This window comes from Streptomyces sp. NPDC002643 (assembly GCF_053592555.1).
In genome coordinates this window covers 488188-503853 of record NZ_JBSFVY010000001.1, presented here as the reverse complement: position 1 = coordinate 503853, position 15666 = coordinate 488188, and the positions used below count along the sequence as shown (strand labels likewise).

12 protein-coding genes and 2 pseudogenes are annotated in these 15666 nt (G+C 71.1%); 3 read left to right on the top strand and 11 right to left on the bottom strand.

All coding sequences use genetic code 11. From position 1 onward, the window contains the following. The first annotated feature begins 22 nt into the window (after nt 1-22). On the top strand, nt 23-949 hold the full coding sequence (locus ACWD4G_RS02230) for a TIGR03619 family F420-dependent LLM class oxidoreductase (protein WP_451290193.1): 927 nt from the start codon (nt 23-25) through the stop codon (nt 947-949). A gap of 131 nt (nt 950-1080) precedes the next feature. Here the strand turns inward: ACWD4G_RS02230 and ACWD4G_RS02225 are convergent, their stop codons facing one another. From ACWD4G_RS02225 to rpe, 9 genes and pseudogenes are all read right to left on the bottom strand, one after another. Next, nucleotides 1081-1374, bottom strand: a complete 294-nt coding sequence (locus ACWD4G_RS02225; protein WP_451290192.1) for an FAD-dependent oxidoreductase — start codon at nt 1372-1374, stop codon at nt 1081-1083. A 29-nt stretch (nt 1375-1403) separates the two neighbouring features. Next, on the bottom strand, nt 1404-2282 hold the full coding sequence (locus tag ACWD4G_RS02220) for a hypothetical protein (protein WP_451290286.1): 879 nt from the start codon (nt 2280-2282) through the stop codon (nt 1404-1406). A 109-nt stretch (nt 2283-2391) separates the two neighbouring features. After that, nucleotides 2392-3125 (bottom strand): annotated as a pseudogene (locus ACWD4G_RS02215) (nitrilase-related carbon-nitrogen hydrolase). A 143-nt stretch (nt 3126-3268) separates the two neighbouring features. After that, complete coding sequence (locus ACWD4G_RS02210; RefSeq protein WP_451290191.1) at nt 3269-4492, bottom strand: MFS transporter; 1224 nt, start codon at nt 4490-4492, stop codon at nt 3269-3271. 239 nt (nt 4493-4731) lie between these two features. Then, nucleotides 4732-4980: pseudogene (locus tag ACWD4G_RS02205) on the bottom strand (Lrp/AsnC family transcriptional regulator); the annotation flags it as partial. A 25-nt stretch (nt 4981-5005) separates the two neighbouring features. After that, a complete protein-coding gene (locus tag ACWD4G_RS02200) occupies nt 5006-6448 on the bottom strand; it encodes a GuaB1 family IMP dehydrogenase-related protein (protein ID WP_451290190.1) in 1443 nt (480 codons plus the stop codon). Between the two features lie 228 nt (nt 6449-6676). After that, entirely contained in the window at nt 6677-7186 is a 510-nt protein-coding gene (locus ACWD4G_RS02195; protein ID WP_451290189.1) for a barstar family protein, read from the bottom strand. Nucleotides 7187-7252: 66 nt separating this feature from the next. Further along, entirely contained in the window at nt 7253-8296 is a 1044-nt protein-coding gene (locus ACWD4G_RS02190; protein ID WP_451290188.1) for a sugar-binding transcriptional regulator, read from the bottom strand. Between the two features lie 254 nt (nt 8297-8550). Then, nucleotides 8551-9237 carry a ribulose-phosphate 3-epimerase gene (rpe, locus tag ACWD4G_RS02185; RefSeq protein ID WP_451290186.1) on the bottom strand — a complete coding sequence of 229 codons (687 nt, stop codon included), beginning with the start codon at nt 9235-9237 and terminating at the stop codon, nt 8551-8553. A 158-nt stretch (nt 9238-9395) separates the two neighbouring features. On the opposite strand from rpe, the gene ACWD4G_RS02180 reads away from it, so the two are divergent. Next, complete coding sequence (locus tag ACWD4G_RS02180; protein ID WP_451290184.1) at nt 9396-11543, top strand: MMPL family transporter; 2148 nt, start codon at nt 9396-9398, stop codon at nt 11541-11543. 181 nt (nt 11544-11724) lie between these two features. Here the strand turns inward: ACWD4G_RS02180 and ACWD4G_RS02175 are convergent, their stop codons facing one another. Together ACWD4G_RS02175 and fmt are read right to left on the bottom strand one after the other, a co-directional pair. Then, a complete protein-coding gene (locus ACWD4G_RS02175; RefSeq protein ID WP_451290183.1) occupies nt 11725-13155 on the bottom strand; it encodes an RsmB/NOP family class I SAM-dependent RNA methyltransferase in 1431 nt (476 codons plus the stop codon). A gap of 80 nt (nt 13156-13235) precedes the next feature. Continuing rightward, a complete protein-coding gene (fmt, locus tag ACWD4G_RS02170; RefSeq protein WP_451290182.1) occupies nt 13236-14168 on the bottom strand; it encodes a methionyl-tRNA formyltransferase in 933 nt (310 codons plus the stop codon). A 646-nt stretch (nt 14169-14814) separates the two neighbouring features. On the opposite strand from fmt, the gene ACWD4G_RS02165 reads away from it, so the two are divergent. After that, a complete protein-coding gene (locus ACWD4G_RS02165; protein ID WP_451290181.1) occupies nt 14815-15372 on the top strand; it encodes a hypothetical protein in 558 nt (185 codons plus the stop codon). Nucleotides 15373-15666: the final 294 nt, after the last annotated feature.

Here is a 15666-nt window from a genome sequence, read left to right as displayed (position 1 = left end):
CCTCGCAGAGGAGTGCACGGCAATGGCGTTACGGCTCGGGCTCGCCCTTCCCCAGATGCGGCAGTACGACATCGGAAAGGACGTGCCCGACGTGGCGCGCACGGCCGAGTCCATCGGCTACGACAGTCTCTGGGTCTTCGAACGGGCCCTCGTCCCGGACCGCCCCTCCCAGGGTCTGTACGGTCTCGAAGGCCTGCCCTGGCCCGACCGGTACCGCCATGTCGCCGAGCCCCTGGTCACCCTCACCCTGGCCGCCGCGGCCACCGAACGGGCCCGGCTCGGCGCCAGTCTGATCGCGCCCCTGCACATCCCGTTCCAACTGGCCAAGTCCCTGGCCTCGTTGGACTCGGCGAGCGGCGGCCGGGTGGTCGCGGGCCTCGGCACCGGCTGGTCGCCCGACGAGCACGCGGCGGCGGCCGTCCGACCGTTCGAGGAGCGGGGCCTGATGCTGGAGGAGATCATCGGGGTCTGCCGGGCCGTGTGGGGCCCCGACCCGGTGTCGTACGAGGGCCGGCTCACGAAGATCGCCTCGGCGGCGGTCGGCCCCAAGCCCGCCCGGCCGATCCCCATCCTGCTGCCCGCGGGCACCACAAGAGCCCAGCACAGACTCGTGGACCACGCCGACGGCTGGCTGCCGGTGGGCCTGGGCCTGGAGGAACTGGCCGTCCAGTGGCGCCAGTTGCGGGAGCTCGCCGCCCGGCGCCGCCGTATCCGCCCGCTGCGCTCGGTGCTGCGCGTCAACGCGGAGTACCAGCCCAAGGCGTACGACGGCGCCGACCGCCACCCCTTCCAGGGCAACGCCACCCAGGTCGCCGAGGACCTGGCCGCCCACGCCGAACTGGGCCTCGACGAGATCTTCCTCGACCTCCAGGGCGGCCTGCGCGACGCCGAGGAACTCAAGGACGTGGCCGCGGAGGTGTACGAGTCGGCCCGGGCGGTCGGGGTCTGAGCCACGCGGCAGCCCGGGCCGAGGAAACTCCCCCGTCCTCTAGTCCTCCGGCAGATCCACCGGCGCGATCGCGTCGTACACGTCGCCCGGACCGGGGTTGGTCGCGTCGGTGGTGCCGCCGAAGTGGCGCATCACTCCCCAGACCGCTTGAGGGCGGTCTGGACGGCGCCCTCGGCCCAGCCGGCCGTCCAGGAGATGTCGTCGCCGGCGAGGAAGACGCCCCGCTTGGCCTCGGGTAGCCGGTCCTGCGTGAAGTGGGTGGACAGGCGCCGCTGGTAGCGGTAGTGACCGGGCAGGTTGGCCTTGAAGGCGCCCATGAAGTAGGGCTCGTTCTCCCAGGAGATCTTCACCGGGTTGCCGATGATGTGCTTCCTGATGTCGACCTTGGGATAGATCTCGCCGAGCGACTTCAGCATGACCTCCATCCGCTCGTTCGCGGACAGCGGCAGCCATTTCAGACTGTCGTCGCACCAGGCCGAACAGTTTGCTGGACTCCATGTAGTGGGTCCGTTCGATGGCCGTCCAGTGGTCGATGGGGAAGAGCGACTCGTCGCAGTCGATCTTCGACAGCAGCATCCAGGACTGGGCGGTGAAGACGGCCGCCCTGTACGTACGGATGTCGCCGTCGGCGTCCGTCACGGTGATCCGGTTCCCGGCGGTGCGGCGCAGCCGGGTCACGGCCGGGCGGGGCTCGCCGTTCCCGTGCAGGGAGGCCAGCGAGGTGCCGTACGACCAGTGGGTGATCTTCTCCGGCTCGCGCTCCCGGAGACGCAAGGGGAGCTGCTGGCTGCCGCCGATGCCGCGGTGGTGGTTGTCGGCCTCGGTGTGGACGACCCGCAGGATTTCGAGGATGGAGTGGGGGAAGTCGGTGTCCCAGCCTCCCGTCCCGAACCCGACCTGGCGGAAGATCTCGCGGTGGCGGAAGGACTTGAACGCCTCGGAGGCGCAGAGGAAGCCGTAGAAGGTCTGGTTGTCGAGTTGTTCGACGAGCCGCGCCCAGATCTCCCGGATGCGCGGGACGTCGCGCTCGCGCATGGCCCGGTTCATGTCGGAGAAGTCGGCGCCGTCTTCGAGGCACTTGTTCCAGGCGGCGGCGACATCGCGGTAGACCTGCGGCAGGTCGTCGATCGTCTCGGCGTAGTGCGACTCGCCCTTGAGGTCGACGACGGTTGACGACGGTCGACGGGGTCGTCTCGGCGAGGGGGTTGGGGAAGGGCCGGGTCCGAAGTCCCACCAGGTCGATGGGGTGCTGGAGCGCGGTCGACGACGGCGGGAAGCGCATGGCGCCCAGCTCGGCCGTCAGCCCCTCGGTGTCGGGCCCGTCGAAGCCCACGGTCCGCAGCCGCCCGCCGATCCGGTCGGCTCGTACACGACCGGCTTGAGCCCCATCGCGGCTGCCGCCGCTCGTCCGAGTGCTCGATGGCAATTGGGCACGGTGGACGTCATGGGGTGGGGACTCCTCGCACGAAAACTGTTGGGGGCGTGGCGCTTTGACGACGCTTCAGGTCTTTGACGACGCTTCGGACGAGCGACCCGTAGACGCCGGGCCGCCGGTCTCGTAGATAAGGGTTCGCCTCCTGGGACGCGGCGAGAAGGGCCGCGTCGACATCGGCGAGAACGAGTTCCTCGTCCCGCCCGGCACGGGTGCGGGCGATTCCGTCGGGCCCGGCGAGCGTGGACAGCCCGACGAAGTCGAACTCCCCTTCCCTGCCGGCGCGGTTGACGTAGGCGGCGTAGAGCTGGTTCAGATCAGGATGCCGATGCGGAGCCCGCCCAACTCGGCCTGGACGACCTGCTGTTCCCCCGGTGTGAAGTGGTCGCGTTCGAAGCAGCCGAAGAGATGGGTCTTGCGGTGGTTGGCGAGCCGGAAGCCCTCGGCGGAGATCAGCTGGGCGGAGTTGAAGACCGCCTCACCGGCCCGTTCCGGATACCCGTAGGCGATCACGAGCCCGTGCCGCCCCGCGACATCGGCCACGGCATCCGCCGAGTCCCCGTCGACGGCCTCGGCGAGCCGCCCGTTGTCGTCGCCGATCGCGTACCCGGTCAGGAACATCTCCGGCGATACCAGCAGCCCCGCCCCGGCCCCGGCGGCCCGGCCCGCGGCCTCGTCGAGCACCTTGAGGTTCTCGACGACCGATCCGGGCCGACCGGAGCTCTGGAGCAGGGCGATACGCATGCGTGATCCTCACCGAAGTCAGGGGGTTGGTGGCCGGGAAGCGGGCCACCTAGACGGTACGAGCGGCTGACCTGCGCGGACAAGCGGAAGCCGGTGCGCGCCGAGGAGCGATTCCTTGCGTACGACGGTGCGTGGACGGCGATTCATTGCGCCGTTGCCGGGCGGCGCCGTTTCCACATCAGCGCCGACGCCGTCACCAGATACGGCACCGCGAACACGGCGAACGCGATGCCGTGCGCATGAGCCCCGGCGACCATCGCATACGCCCCGAAGGCCGCGACCGTGGCCGTCTCGGTCCCCATGCCGGCGACCGAGGTCAGCGTGGCCCGGTGCGCGCCCTCGATACGGTCCTGCAGCCGGGCGTCGGCGAGCACATTGACGAACTGGAACCCGCCGAAGGCGACCCCGACGAGCACGACCCCGAGGGGGCTCCCCGTCAACGCCCCCACGGCCATGACCGACGCCGCCCCGGCGAGCACGATCCCGAGCCCGGTCGTACCGAGCCGCTCCCCGGCCCCGGTCAGCAGGCTTCCGATCGTGGGCCCCGCGTAGATCACCAGCAGCAGAAGGGGAATGGTGGGGGCGGCGACCCCGGTCTCGCGGACCAGCAGCGGCGCGTACTCGTCGAGGGCACCCCACACCGCCCCCACGGCCGGCACGAGCAGCAGGGCACCGCGTATGGAGCGGTCACGCCGGGCCTCGACGAGCCCGGTCCGCAGGGTGGCGAGGACGGTGACCCGCTCGCCTCCCTCGGGCGCCTTCTCCCGATGCTCGGGAAACCGCGTGGCGACGGCGGCGGTGAACACACAGACCAGCACACTCGCCGCCCCGACAGCCGTGTACCCGCCGAGGTCGAGTACGGGCCCGGCCAGCCCCATCGCGGCCATCACGGCGACCATGCCGACCGCCTGGGCCCGCCCGATCACCCGGGCGTACCGGTCAGCGGCACCGAGCCGCTCCAACTCGTCGTACACCAGCGCCTCAAGCGCCCCGGAGCCTAGCGCTCCGCGAATGCCCCACAGCACGAAGCCGAGGGCGAAGGCCCCGTACGAGGGCGCGAGCACCCAGAGGGCGAAGCCGAGGGCGGTGAGCAGCGGCCCCAGCCACAGCAGCGACCGCCGGGACACGGCATCGGCCCAGGCACCGGAGGGCACCTCCAGCACGATCCCGGTGAGGGACCACAGGGCGAAGAGCGACGAGACCTGCCAGATCGACAGCCCGGTGTCGCTGAACAGCAGCGCGTACACGGGGTAGAGCAGCACGAAGTCGTCGAGGAACGCGTAACCGTACAGCGTGCCGGTGAGTCGCCGGACACGACGAGTGTCACCGATCCCGGCACCGGACAAACGCGCAGGTGAAAGAGTCATGGGGCCTTCCCGAGGAAGCGATGCGGGCGTCGGACGAACGACGCCCGAGGCGGCCCTCGGGAGGCACGGCTGGTGAATCAATGTCGCCAGGTCATGAGCCCGATGTTAGGGCCACCTCTTCGACTGCCGCCAGCCATATAGGGGCGCGGGAAACTGCGCGAGAACCACCCACGAACCCGCACCGCCAAAACACACAGCCCCGAGCTATCAGGCGAGCGTCCCCGAAGAAAACCTCCGCAACCAGTGACGGTCGACGCGGCGACAACCTCCTGATACCGCTCCAGCCCCCGCTGAATGGTCTCCGGAGAGGTGTTCCGCCGACAGTAGATCTCGACGAACCCCTCGGTCTCCCAGCCGAGCGCCGCCGGGTCCACCCGCACGGTGAACCCGTTGATCGCTCCGGTGGCCCGCAACCGGTCCACGCGCCGCTTCACGGCCGGCGCCGACAGGCCGACCAGTTGCCCGATGTCCGCGTAGGAGCGGCGGGCGCCCGAAGGCCCGGCGTCGCGGGCGTCAGCTCCAGCTGGCGTGCAGCGGCTTGCCCTCCGCGTAGCCGGCCGCGCTCTGGATGCCGACGACCGCCTTCTCCGCGAACTCCTCCAGGGAGCCCGCACCGGCGTAGGTGCAGGAGGAGCGGACGCCCGCGATGATCGAGTCGATCAGGTCCTCGACACCCGGGCGGTCCGGGTCGAGGAACATCCGGGAGGTGGAGATGCCCTCCTCGAACAGGGCCTTGCGGGCGCGGTCGTAGGCCGACTCCTCGGACGTACGGTTGCGCACCGCGCGCGCGGAGGCCATGCCGAAGGACTCCTTGTACGCGCGCCCCTGGGCGTCGTGCTGGAGGTCGCCCGGCGACTCGTACGTGCCCGCGAACCAGGACCCGACCATCACGTTGGACGCGCCGGCAGCCAGCGCCATCGCCACATCGCGCGGGTGCCGCACACCGCCGTCGGCCCACACGTGCTTGCCGTACTTCTTCGCCTCGGCCGCGCACTCCAGGACCGCCGAGAACTGCGGCCGGCCCACGCCGGTCATCATGCGGGTGGTGCACATCGCGCCGGGTCCGACTCCGACCTTGACGATGTCGGCGCCCGCCTCGATCAGGTCCCGTACGCCCTCGGCGGCGACGATGTTGCCCGCCGCGATGGGCACCCGGGGGTCCAGGTCGCGGACCAGCTTGATCGCGCTGATCATCGACTCCTGGTGGCCGTGCGCGGTGTCGATGACGAGTGTGTCGACGCCCGCCTGGAGCAACTGCTCGGCCTTGCCCGCGACATCGCCGTTGATGCCGACGGCGGCGGCGATGCGCAGCTTGCCGTCGGCGTCGACGGCCGGGGTGTAGAGCGTGGCCCGCAGGGCGCCCTTGCGGGTGAGGATGCCGGCGAGACGGCCTTCCCTGTCGACGGCGGGCGCGTAGCGGCGGTTGGCCGTGTCGAGGCGGTTGAAGGCCTCGCGGGGGTCGATGTCCGCGTCGAGGAGCAACAGGTCCTTGGACATGACGACTTCGAGCTGGGTGAAGCGGTCGACGCCGCTGAGGTCCCGGTCGGTGACGACACCGACCGGCCTGCGGTCCTCGTCGACGACGACGCCCGCGTTGTGCGCCCGCTTCGGCAGCAGGGCGAGGGCGTCGGCGACCGTCTGGTGCGGGGTCAGCACGATCGGGGTGTCGAGCACGAGATGGCGGCTCTTCACCCAGGAGACGACGTCGGTGACGACCTCGATCGGGATGTCCTGCGGGATGACCACGAGGCCTCCGCGCCGGGCGACCGTCTCGGCCATACGGCGACCGGCGATGGCGGTCATGTTGGCGACGACGAGCGGGATGGTGGTGCCCGTGCCGTCCGGGGAGGCCAGGTCGACGCCCTGCCGCGATCCGACCGCACTGCGGCTCGGGACCATGAAGACGTCGTCGTACGTCAGGTCGTACGCGGGCTGGATGTCATTGAGGAAACGCACGTGCCGCACATCCCAGTCGTTCAGAGGTGACCCCCTGACCGGACCGCCAGGGGGAAGAGCACGTACTTCATTGTCCCATGTCGGGGGGCGTGGGCGTCCTCGACAGATCATCCAGAGGGGCGCGCGGTGGCCTAGGAGGATCATCCGAGAGCCGGAAGCGCGGCGGCCGGCCGCATACCACCCCTCGGGCTCAGGAGCGGCTGATTCGCCGCCCGCCGTCCCTCGGTCTCAGGAACCTCCGCCCAGTGCCAGCACCACGCGCAGCTGGTTCTCGGTGCCCCTCCAGTGGTCCACCGCCTCGGTGAACACCTCCTGGGCGATGGTCCAGTCGTTCGGGACGGCCAGGGCGAACTCCCGCCAGCCGGTGACCACGATCAGCCGTCCCCGCGCGGGCGGCGCCCATGACAGATCGGTGAGGCAGTCGGCGAGGGCGTCCCAGTTGCGGCCGAAGTAGTCGGGCAGATCGAGGGTGCGGGCACAGCGATCCATGAAGGCGGGCTTGTCGACGACCCCGTCCAGATCCAGCTCGATGTGCACCCAGCCGCCGGTGGCCAGCGCTTCCGCGAGCGTGGCGTCACTCATGTCCGTACCGCCCCATGTCCGTACCGTCCCGATCGAGTCGCAGTGATCACCGATGTAGTACACCTCGCCGGCCCGGCCGGTGCGCGCCCCGACCCGGCGGACGATCGCCCTCCCCGCCCGCACATCTCGATCGCCGGCCCTGCGGACGAGCGCCACCGCCCGCGCGTCCCGACCGCCGGCCCTGCGGACCAGTGGCCGGCCGCGCGCGGGGCGCCCCGCCCGTCAGACCCCGTCCGGGTCCGCCCGGTTGAGCGCGGGGCGCGGAGTCTGACCGGCGGTCAGGAGGGAGTCCGCCGCCGAGGTGTCGGTGACGAGGCTGGTGACCAGGCCCGACCGCAGCACGGCGTCGATCGCGGCGGCCTTGCGCTGGCCGCCCGCGATGGCGACGACCTCGGGCACCCGGCGGAGCTGGTCGGCCTTGACCGTGATGCACCGCTCCCCGAGGTCCCGCCCCACTCGTCGGCCCTCGGCGTCGAAGAGGTGCGCGGACATCTCGGCGGCGACCCCGAGGCTGGAGTAGTGCCCGCGCTCCTCCTCGGTGAGCATGTCGTGGACCGTGGAGATGCCCGGCTCCCAGGAACCGATGGAGACACAGGCGACCGTGACCTTGTCGAAGTACTCGAAGGCCCGGGCGATCCCGGTCTGGTGGCGCAGCGCCGCCGCGGTGGCCGCGTCCGGCAGCAGCATCGGCGCGTAGATGGGGTGGGCGTCGCCGCCCGACACCTGCGCGGCCCGCCGTACCGCCTCGACCGAGCCGCGCTCGGCGGTGCCCGCGTCGTAGACGCCCGTCAGCTGCACCACCGTGCACGGCGGCAGCCGGTCCAGGGCCGCCGCCATGTGGATGGTGGAGCGCCCCCAGGCCAGGCCCAGGACGTCCCCCTCGTTCACCAGCTCGCCGAGCAGGTCGGCGGCCACCTCGCCCAGGTTCTCGGGGTCGGGCGACTCCTCGGCGTCGGCGGGCGACTCCACGACCACGGCGTGCCTGAGGCCGTAGCGGGCGCGCAGGGCGTCGGAGCGCTCGGCGTCCAGCTCGGCGGGGACACGGATCTCGATGCGTACGAGATCCCTTTCGAGGGCGGTCTCCAGAACCCGGGCCACTTTGAAGCGGCTCACGCCGAACTCCTCGGCGATCTGGATCTTGGACTTGCCCTCAAGGTAGAAGCGACGAGCCATGGCCGCCGCCTGAACCAGCTCAGCGGGTCCCATCCGCATGGCTGACCGGCCCGCCGACATACCCGACACGGCCTTCTCCTCACTGCTCTTCACACATGGATACGCCGTTCATCCTTGCAGATCCGGCGTTTTCGATCAGCCCGAAGGAACTCCGTTCACGTTCCCTTGGCCCTGTGGTCGCACGACCTGCCCCGATCGTCCCGGCGATCGCACGGTCGTACCCCCTGACTACGTACCCTCGGCCCCGCCGACTCAAGTCCGACGGACCGAGGTCCTGGCCTGCTCAGTGGCGGCAGGCCCAAGCCCGCGGCCTGCTCAGTGACGGCAGGCCCAAGCCGGCAGCCTGCTCAGTGGCGGCAGGCCCAGGCCGCGTTCGCCGTGACGGCGTCGGCCTTGGCACGCAGGGCGCGCACCGCGGCCGCCGGGTCCTCGGCCCCGTACACCGCGGAACCGGCGACGAAGACGTCCGCGCCCGCCTCGGCGCAGCGCTCGATGGTGGAGTCGGCGACCCCGCCGTCGACCTGGAGCCACAGGTCCAGGCCGTGCTTGCTGATCAACTCGCGGGTGCGGCGGATCTTGGGGAGCATGATGTCGAGAAAGGCCTGGCCTCCGAAGCCCGGCTCGACCGTCATGATCAGCACCATGTCGAGTTCGGGAAGCAGGTCCTCGAACGGCTCGATCGGCGTCGCCGGCTTGAGCGCCATGGAGGCGCGGGCTCCCTTGGCCCGGATCTCACGGGCGAGCCGCACCGGTGCGGCGGCCGCCTCGGCATGGAAGGTGACGGAACCGGCACCCGCTTCGACGTACTGGGGCGCCCACCGATCGGGGGCCTCGATCATCAGATGGCAGTCCAGCGGCGTGTCCGTCGCACGGGCCAGGGACTCCACGACCGGCACACCGAGCGTGAGGTTCGGGACGAAATGGTTGTCCATCACGTCTACATGGAGCCAGTCGGCCCCTTCTACCGCCTTCGCCTCGTCGGCGAGACGGGCGAAGTCGGCGGACAGGATGCTTGGGTTGATCTTCGCGGCCATGCGTCAAGCCTCCCATGCCCACGCACCCTTGTTCGCCCCGGTCCGTACCAAAGACGATCCACCGCCGCGGAACCGGCGGACCGGCCGCACGTACAGCCGAGCGACCGGCTTGACGTACCGCTGCGCGACCGGCTCCACGTACAGCCTCAGGGGTGCCGATGACGGACACCGAACAGGAGACGACGACGGGCGGCGGCAGAGGCATCGGGCACTTCGTCTGCGGACGCCGTGCCAAGTGGGTCGTACTCGTCCTCTGGCTGGTGGTGCTGTTCCTGACCGCGCCCTTCGCCACGAAGCTCACCGACGCCCAGGACAACGACGCGGCGTCCTGGCTCCCCGGTTCGGCGGAGTCGACCCAGGTCCTGGAACTCTCGGAGGGCTTCCGGCCCGAGCAGATCCCGGCGGTGGTCGTCTACGCCCGCGAGGCCGGCCTCACCGCCGAGGACCGCGCCGAGATCGTCGAGGACGTACGCGAGCTCAAGCAGCTGCGCGACCACGGCATCATCGGCGACCAGACGCGCGGCCCGGTCTACGACCGCGAGGCCGATCCCAGGGCAGCCCAGGTCCAGGTGCCGATCACGATGGACGAGAAGGGCTGGGAACGGATCGCGCCCGCCGTCGACTCGATCCGGGACATCGTGGGCGAGGGCGGCGCCGGTCTCGCCGTGCACATCACGGGTCCCGGCGGTACGAGCGCCGACTTCTCGGAGGTTTTCGAGGGCATCGACTCCACGCTGCTGCTCTCGGCGATGGCCGTCGTCATCGTCATGCTCCTGCTCACCTACCGCAGCCCGACCCTCCTCCTGGTGCCCCTGCTGTCGGTGATCTGCGCCCTGTTCACGGCCCAGGCCCTGATCTATCTGCTGGCCGAGCATGCGGGCCTGACGGTGAACGGTCAGAGCGCGGGCATCCTCACCGTCCTCGTCTTCGGCGCGGGCACCGACTACGCCCTCCTCCTGGTCGCCCGCTACCGCGAGGAGCTGCGCCGCCACGAGGACCGCCACGAGGCGATGGCCCTCGCCCTGCACCGCGCGGGCCCGGCGGTCCTGGCCTCCGGCGCGACCGTCGTGCTCAGCATGCTGGTGCTGCTGGCGGCCGAGATGAACTCGACGAGCGGACTGGGCCCGGTGGCCGCCATCGGCGTCGCGGTCGCCCTTCTGGCGATGATGACGCTCTTCCCGGCCCTGCTGGTGATCTTCGGCCGCTGGATCTTCTGGCCGGTCATCCCGCACTACGGCACCACCGACCCGACCGATCGCGGCATCTGGGCCCGGATGGGCCGGGGCATCGCCCGCCGCCCGCGCACGATCTGGGCCGCCACGGCCGCTGCCCTGGTCCTCTGCTCCCTGGGCCTGATCCAGCTGCGCGCCGAGGGCATCAGCAACGCGGACGCCTTCACCGGCAAACCGGACTCGATCGTCGGCCAGGAGGTTTCCGAGCGCTACTTCCCGGCGGGCAGCGGCAACCCGCTCGTGATCATCAGCAATCAGGCGCAGGCCCGTGAGGTGGGCCGGGCGGTCGCCGACACCCCCGGAGTCGTCCCGGACTCCCTCGGTCTGCCACCGGGAACGAAACCCTTCGACGACGGCAAGGTCCTCTTCGAGGCGACCATGTCCGACCCGGCCGACAGCCAGGCCGCGAAGGACACCGTCGAGCGGGTCCGGGACGCCGTCCACGCGGTACCGGACGCGGACGCCCAGGTCGGCGGCGGCACGGCGGGCCTGCTGGACATGGACGAGGCGACGACGCACGACAACATCCTGATCATCCCGTTGGTGCTGGTCGTGGTCCTGCTGATCCTCTGTGTCCTGCTCCGCGCCCTGATCGCCCCGCTGCTGCTGATCGGCACGGTGATCCTTTCCTTCGCCGCCGCACTCGGCATCAGCGCGCTCGCTTTCAGATACGCGTTCGACTACGCGGGCGAGTCGACCGACTTCCCCCTGTTCGTCTTCGTCTTCCTGGTGGCCCTGGGCATCGACTACAACATCTTCCTGACCACCCGTATCCGCGAGGAGGCCACCCACCAGGGCACCCGCAAGGGCGTGGTGACGGGCCTCGCGGCGACCGGCGCCGTGATCACCTCGGCGGGCCTGGTCCTGGCCGGCACCTTCGCGGCCCTCGGCACCCTGCCCATGGTCGCCTTCGCCGAGATCGGCTTCGCGGTCGCCCTGGGCGTCCTGATCGACACCTTCGTCGTACGGTCCGTCCTGGTCACGTCCCTGTTCCTGGACGTCGGCCCGAAGGTGTGGTGGCCGCACAGGTTGGCCCGCGAGGGGGACAACCCCAGGACGGGCCCATCGGTCTGAACCCTCGTCAGACAGTGGGGCAAGCCATGAGCCTCACCTCGGCGAGGCGTCCTGAGCGCCCTGAAGGGGCGCGGTCTGTGACATTGTGCGGCTCCGCCACGGGAGCGCGAACAACCACGACGGCGCGGCAGACGTGCGACTCCCCCGCGACAGCGGCGCTCGGCGCCGGGCGAAGCCTCTCTCAGTCCACCCGCCGGATCAACGCCAAGTACATCGCATCCGTCCCATGCAGATGCGGCCACAACTGCACATCGGGCCCCTCGCCCAACTCCGGCACGCCGGGCAACAGCGGCCGGGCGTCGATGAGATCCACCGCGTCGCCGTACTGCTTGAGCATGTCCTGAACGACCGCCCGGGTCTCGGCGAGATGCGGCGAACAGGTCGCGTACCCGACGACGCCCCCGACCCGTACGGACTCCAACGCGGTCCGCAGCAGCGTCCGTTGAAGCGGAGCGAAGCCCTCAAGGTCCTCGGGCCGTCGCCGCCACCGGGCCTCCGGCCGCCGTCGCAGCGCCCCCAGCCCCGTACAGGGCACATCCACCAGCACCCGGTCGAAGACCCCCGGCCGCCACGGCGGACGGGTGCCGTCGGCGGTGATCACCTGATACGGCCCGGGGTTGCCGTCGAGTGCCTTGGCGACCAGCCCGGCCCGATGCGGCTGCTTCTCCGAGGCGAGCAGAACGGCCCCGCGCTCGGCGGCGAGCGCGGCGAGCAGCGCGGCCTTGCCCCCGGGCCCGGCGCATCCGTCGAGCCAGGCCTTGTCGGGCCCGTCGAGCGGAGCGTTCGCGAGGGCGAGCGCCACGAGTTGGCTCCCCTCGTCCTGCACACCCGCACGGCCTTCCCGTACGGCGTCGACGGCGCCCGGCTCCCCGCCCTCGGCGAGCCGCACGGCGTACGGCGACCAGCGCCCCGCCACCGCGGACTCCTCCCGGAGCAGTTCCTCGGTGGTGGCCCGCCCGGGCCGGGCGACCAGCGTGACCTCGGGCCGCTCGTTGTCGGCTTCGAGCAGTGCCTCGATCCCGGCCCGGCCACCGCCGAGCGAGTCCCAGAGCGCGGAGACGATCCAGCGCGGATGCGCGTGCACGACGGCGAGATGGTCTTCAGGGTCATCGTCGTAGGGCGGCGCGACCCGCTGCACCCACCCGCTCAAGTCATCCTGGGCGATCTTGCGGAGGACCGCGTTCACGAACTTGGCCCGTCCGTCGCCGAGCACGACCCGGGCGAGATCGACGGTGGCCGACACGGCGGCATGCGTGGGAATCCGCGTGCCCAGCAACTGATGGGCGCCGAGGCTCAGCACATCCAGCACCGGCGGATCGACCTCACGCAACGGCCGGTCCACACACTCCGCGATCACCGCGTCGTACGTCCCCTGCCGCCGCAGCGTCCCGTACACCAACTCGGTGGCCAGCGCCGCGTCCCGCCCGTCGAACGTGTCGGGTCCCGCCTTCTCCCGCGCCCGGCGCAGCAGGGGAGGCAGCACGAGATTCGCGTACGCGTCCCGCTCGTCCACGGCCCGCAGCGCCTCGAAGGCGAGCATACGGACGGGGTCCTTCTGGGGGCGACGATAGGGCTTCCCCTGCTGACGGGGACGCCGGGACTGCTCACTCACGAAAAAGGTGCTCCGGATATGGGATGAGATGCCATCACCAGCGTACGCCGCCGCTCTTTGCCCACGGCTACGGCCTGCGCCTAGCCCCCCACCGCCTCCCCGGAGGCGATCCGCACCCCGCGCGCCCAGTCGGCGGCCCGCATCGGCTTCTTGCCCTGCGCCTGCACCCAGAGCAGTTCGACGGCGTACGAGCCGGTCCCGACGTACACGTTGTTCTTGCCGACCTCCAACGCGCCGGGCGCGAGCTCGGTCCGCTCGGGCACCGGCGCGACCTGGATGAGCTTCAGCCGCTCGCCCCGGAACGTGGTCCAGGCCCCCGGCGCGGGGGTGCACCCGCGCACGACCCGGTCGACGCGGAGCGCGGGCGCGGCCCAGTCGATCTGCGCGTCCTCGACGGTGATCTTCGGTGCCAGGGTGATGCCGTCGGCGGGCTGCGGCACGGCCTTGAGCGTCCCGTCCTCGATCCCGTCCATGGTGGCGGCGAGCAGTCCGGCCCCCGCGAAGGCGAGCCGGGTCAGCAGATCGCCGCTCGTATCGGTGTGCCGGATCTCCTCGGTGACCGTCCCGTAGACGGGCCCGGAGTCGAGACCCTCCTCGATCAGGAAGGTGGAGGCCCCGGTGATCTCGTCCCCCGCCATGATCGAGTGCTGCACGGGAGCGGCTCCGCGCCAGGCGGGCAGCAGCGAGAAGTGCAGATTCACCCACCCATGAACGGGCACATCGAGCGCGACGCGCGGCAGCAGGGCCCCGTACGCCACCACCGGACAGCAGTCGGGCCCGATCTCCCGAAGCCGCGCGAGAAACTCCTCGTCCCTCGGCCGACTCGGCTTGAGCACCTCGATACCGGCCTCCTCGGCCCGCTGCGCCACAGGACTCGCGACCAGCCGCCGCCCCCGCCCCGCCGGCGCGTCCGGCCGCGTCACCACGGCCACCACCTCATGCCGCCCCGACGCCATCAGGGCATCCAGAGCAGGAACAGCGACCTCAGGAGTACCAGCGAAAACAAGCCTCATGAATAACTGTCGGCCTCTCGAACGGATTTCCGTAAGCCCCGCACCCAACGACGGAACAACACACCAGTTTATGACCCCCGCCCACCCCACCACGCTGCACCCCGAGGGGCCACGGACCCCCGCACCCCGAAGAAACGTGAGGAGCAGCGCCCTGAAGGGGCGCAGGGAACCACACCCCGAAGGGGCGCGGGGAGCTGCCCCCCGAAGGGACGCGGGGAGCTGCCCCCTGAAGGGGCGCGGGGAACTGCGCCCTGAAGGGGCGCGGGGAACTGCGCGCTCAGCCACAAACAACCGGCACCCGCCGCCCCGGAGGCACCCCCACCCCATTAGGCACCCACCCACAACCCGACAGCCGCGTATGGCGCCCAACCCCCACAGGAAACCCGCACTCCCCAGCCGAGTCGCACGGGCGGGCGGGTGGGCAAGAAACCCGCCCAAGCCCAGCCGCAGGCGGGAGCGCATCACCCCCCACGCGCCCCACGCATATGCCCATACGCCCCCACACCGTGACCAGCGGAGCGAATTCGCGTTGGTCAAGAAAGAGTTGACCACCACGCACCACGCACGACCACCACGCACGACCACTACGCATCACGGGCCGCATTCGCGGCACATCCTTTTCAACGCCGGTTCGAGAGGCTTGTTCATGGCCGACCACGCAACCCACGACGCCCAGGCTCGGGCCAGCCTGCACTTGCTGGTGCGGGACATCGAGCGGGTCCGCCGGCAGGTGGACGCACTGCGCACCCTCACCGCCCAATTGGGCAACGTCTACCGCCCGCGCCGCTCCGGCCCCGCCACGGGCTTCGTCGTCTACGGACGCGCCCCCGCCCCGACCGTCCGCCTCGCCCAGGAGCTGCGCGACAGTGTCGAGACCCTGGTCACGGCGGCCGTGGACTTCGACCGTTCCCTCGGCTTCTCCTGGGACGCGGTGGGTTCGGCCCTGGGGGTGACCAAGCAGGCGGTGCACCGCCGCTACGGCGCCCGACGGGCCGCCGCCCAGGCCGCGGCGGAGGCGGAACGCACGGGGGAACCCCAGGGCACCCGCACGGTCAACGTCGCCCCCGGAATCCCCACGGTGCCGGCCGCCCGCTCCATGCCGAGCCAGATGCCCGCGCAAATGCCGACCCAGCCGACAGCGGGCAGCCCCACGCTACGAGACGAGGCGAGACCCACCCCCTTCCCCGGCCCCCGCAACGGCTGACCACACCCACTGCCTCCCGGCACCCCACCGGGAGGCAGTCCCGCACCACCGCCGAGTGTCAGTCCCGTACCGCCTCCGGGAGTTGCCGTCGCGAGCCCCCAACCGACCTCCCCCCCCCACCGAATTCAGGCCACCCCGCACCTGGCGCAACTCGCTCCCGGCGGATGTCTCCCCAACCACCAGAACCCGCCACCCACCGACGAAGCCCACTCCCCCTTTGACGGCACCCACCGACGAAGCCCCTCTCACCCACTGACGGCACCCACCACCAACCAAGTGCACCCCCCATCCCAC

Coding starts and splice junctions, on each gene's coding strand:
- ACWD4G_RS02230 (WP_451290193.1), top strand. CDS start 23: ATGGCGTTACGGCTCGGGCTCGCCCTTCCCCAGATGCGGCAGTACGAC.
- ACWD4G_RS02225 (WP_451290192.1), bottom strand. CDS start 1,374: ATGGAGGTCATGCTGAAGTCGCTCGGCGAGATCTATCCCAAGGTCGAC.
- ACWD4G_RS02210 (WP_451290191.1), bottom strand. CDS start 4,492: ATGACTCTTTCACCTGCGCGTTTGTCCGGTGCCGGGATCGGTGACACT.
- rpe (WP_451290186.1), bottom strand. CDS start 9,237: ATGGCCGCGAAGATCAACCCAAGCATCCTGTCCGCCGACTTCGCCCGT.
- ACWD4G_RS02180 (WP_451290184.1), top strand. CDS start 9,396: ATGACGGACACCGAACAGGAGACGACGACGGGCGGCGGCAGAGGCATC.
- fmt (WP_451290182.1), bottom strand. CDS start 14,168: ATGAGGCTTGTTTTCGCTGGTACTCCTGAGGTCGCTGTTCCTGCTCTG.
- ACWD4G_RS02165 (WP_451290181.1), top strand. CDS start 14,815: ATGGCCGACCACGCAACCCACGACGCCCAGGCTCGGGCCAGCCTGCAC.